This window comes from Mycobacterium sp. E3247 (assembly GCF_001667785.1).
Lineage (GTDB): Bacteria > Actinomycetota > Actinomycetes > Mycobacteriales > Mycobacteriaceae > Mycobacterium.
In genome coordinates this window covers 1-2,409 of record NZ_LZJG01000303.1, presented here as the reverse complement: position 1 = coordinate 2,409, position 2,409 = coordinate 1, and the positions used below count along the sequence as shown (strand labels likewise).

The window sequence follows — 2,409 nt, the reverse complement described above, 5'->3', positions numbered from 1 at the left end:
CCCGTACACCTACCCGGAGAACCTGCCGCGGGTGAACGCGCGCGGCGGGCCGGGGGGCGCCCCCGGCTGCTGGCAGCCCATCACCCGCCGCCTGTGGCCCGCACCGGAATTGGTGATGGACACCGGCAACAGCATCGCGCCGTACAACCACCTCGACACCGGATCGCCGTACGCGATCGAGTACGTGTGGGGACGCCAGGTCGGGGACAACACGATCAATCCCTAGAACCGCGCCCCGAAGAATGCAGAATGTCCTGATGCTGGCGCGCGGGGACCGCTGACGTGCCGGGGTTTGGCTTCCACACCCTGGCCCTGCTGACGGCCATCGGGTTGGCCGGTCCGCTGCTGGCCGCGCTGCCGCGCCTTCGGATACCGGTGGTCATCGGTGAGCTGATCGCGGGGCTCGTCGTCGGGCGGACCGGTTTGAACGTCGTCGACGTGACCAACCCGACGTTCCAGCTCCTCGCCAACGTCGGCTTCGCCCTGGTCATGTTCGTCGTGGGCACGCACGTCCCGGTCGGCGCCGGCACGCTGCGCGCGTCGCTACCGCAGGCGCTCACGCGGGCGGCGCTGGCCGGCGCCGTCGCGGCGGCGTTCGCCGCCGGGCTGGCGGCGGCCTTCGGGACCGGCCACACGGCCATGTACGCGGTCCTCATGGCCTCGTCGTCGGCGGCGCTGGCACTGCCGGTGATCGACTCGCTGCGGCTGCGGGGGCCGCAGGTCATTGCCGTCACGGCGCAGATCGCGGTCGCCGACGCGGCCGGTATCGTCCTGCTGCCGTTGGTGATCGACCTCCGGCATGCGGGCGCCGCCGCACTGGGCGCGCTGGCGGTGGCCGGCTGTTCGGTGCTGCTGTATGCGGCGCTGCGCCGATCCGACGCCGGCGGCTGGCGGCGCCGCATGCACGTCTACTCCGAGAACCACCGGTTCGCGCTCGAACTGCGGACCAACCTCATCGTGCTGTTCGCCCTGGCCGCGCTCGCCGTGAGCACGCACGTGTCCGTCATGCTCGCCGGCTTCGCGGTGGGCCTGGTGCTCGGCATGGTCGGCGAACCGAGACGGCTGGCCCGCCAGCTGTTCGGGATCACCGAGGGGTTTTTCAGCCCGCTGTTCTTCGTCTGGCTGGGCGCCTCGCTGCAGGTGCGCGAGCTGGGTGCCCACCCGAAACTCATCCTGCTCGGCGCGGGCCTGGGGCTCGGAGCGGTGCTGGCGCATTGCGCGGGCAGGTTGCTCGGCCAACCGTTCACCCTGGCGGCGCTCTCGGCGGCTCAGCTCGGCGTGCCGGTGGCCGCCGCCACCATCGGTACCGAGGAACACCTGCTGGTCGCCGGTGAAGCCTCCGCGCTGATGTTCGGCGCCTTGCTGACGATCGCCGCCGCCTCGATCGCCGGCGCGGTCGCGGCGCGCAACCAGGTGACCAAAGGCCCTTCCGCCGCGGGACCTCCGCATCCTCGAACGCACGACTGAAGCACTCGCCATCCGGTTGCGTTCGGCCCTGTGGCCGCAACCGGCTGAGTGGTCGGATGGAATCCACGCTCGATCGAGGAGGCCGTGATGAGATTCACCACACGACGCCACCACCTGCGGCCCCTGCCGACCGCGACGATGTTCCGGGTTACCGATCGCCTGCACTGCGGGCGCACCGTCCGGGTGCCGGGCCACGAGATCGCCCCCCTCGTGTCGGCATGGCTGGCGGAGCTCGGCGCCCACAGCCCCCTGGTCGACGAGCTGGCACGGGCGGCGTGCGTGGGTGACTGGGCAGTGGCCTATGCCATCGGCGATCAGCTGTCCGTCGACGTGGTGATCTCGGCGGCCGCGTAGCGAGGGGATTGGCCCAAAGTCCCTCGGCCTAGTGCCGTCCTGCTCTCGCCGGGCGGGCAGCAAATCGGCAATCGTAGACAGCACGAAGCGATATCGAAGGGAACGACCGCCATGAACACCCGCTTTCCGGATGCCGGCACGGTCCGGACGGTCTTGAGTTTGGCATCCCGGGCACCCTCGGTGCACAACACCCAACCGTGGCGGTGGCGCGTGGACGCGGCGAGTCTGCATCTCTATTCGGACGCGAGCCGGCAGCTGCCCAACACCGACCCGGACGGCCGGGACCTCATGCTGAGTTGCGGTGCGGCGCTGCATCACTGCGTCGTCGCGCTCGCGGCGGTGGGGTGGCTTTCGAAGGTCACCCGGCTCCCCAATCCCGCCGACCCCAGCCACCTGGCGGCCATCGAACTCTCGCCACACCGCGCGGACAGCGTCGACATCGCGCTGGCCGCCGCGATACCGCGGCGCCGGACCGACCGCCGCTACTACAGCTCGTGGCCGGTGCCGGTGGGCGATGTCGCCCTGATGGCGGCGCGGGCGGCGCGAAGCGGCGTGACCCTGTGCCAAGTCGAAGACCTCGAGAATCTG

At 71.0% G+C, this 2,409-nt stretch carries 2 protein-coding genes and 2 pseudogenes; all 4 read left to right on the top strand.

All coding sequences use genetic code 11. The annotated features are described in order from the left end of the window. Positions 1 to 226 (top strand): annotated as a pseudogene (locus A9X04_RS16660) (MCE family protein); the annotation flags it as partial. Positions 227 to 282: 56 nt separating this feature from the next. Then, positions 283 to 1,467 (top strand): cation:proton antiporter, encoded by a 1,185-nt coding sequence (locus A9X04_RS16655; protein WP_067922540.1) that lies wholly within the window; start codon positions 283 to 285, stop codon positions 1,465 to 1,467. An 87-nt stretch (positions 1,468 to 1,554) separates the two neighbouring features. After that, the gene (locus A9X04_RS16650) at positions 1,555 to 1,821 is read left to right on the top strand and encodes a hypothetical protein (RefSeq protein WP_067922543.1); all 267 of its coding nucleotides are present in this window, start codon (positions 1,555 to 1,557) and stop codon (positions 1,819 to 1,821) included. Between the two features lie 111 nt (positions 1,822 to 1,932). Next, positions 1,933 to 2,409 (top strand): annotated as a pseudogene (locus A9X04_RS16645) (NAD(P)H nitroreductase); the annotation flags it as partial.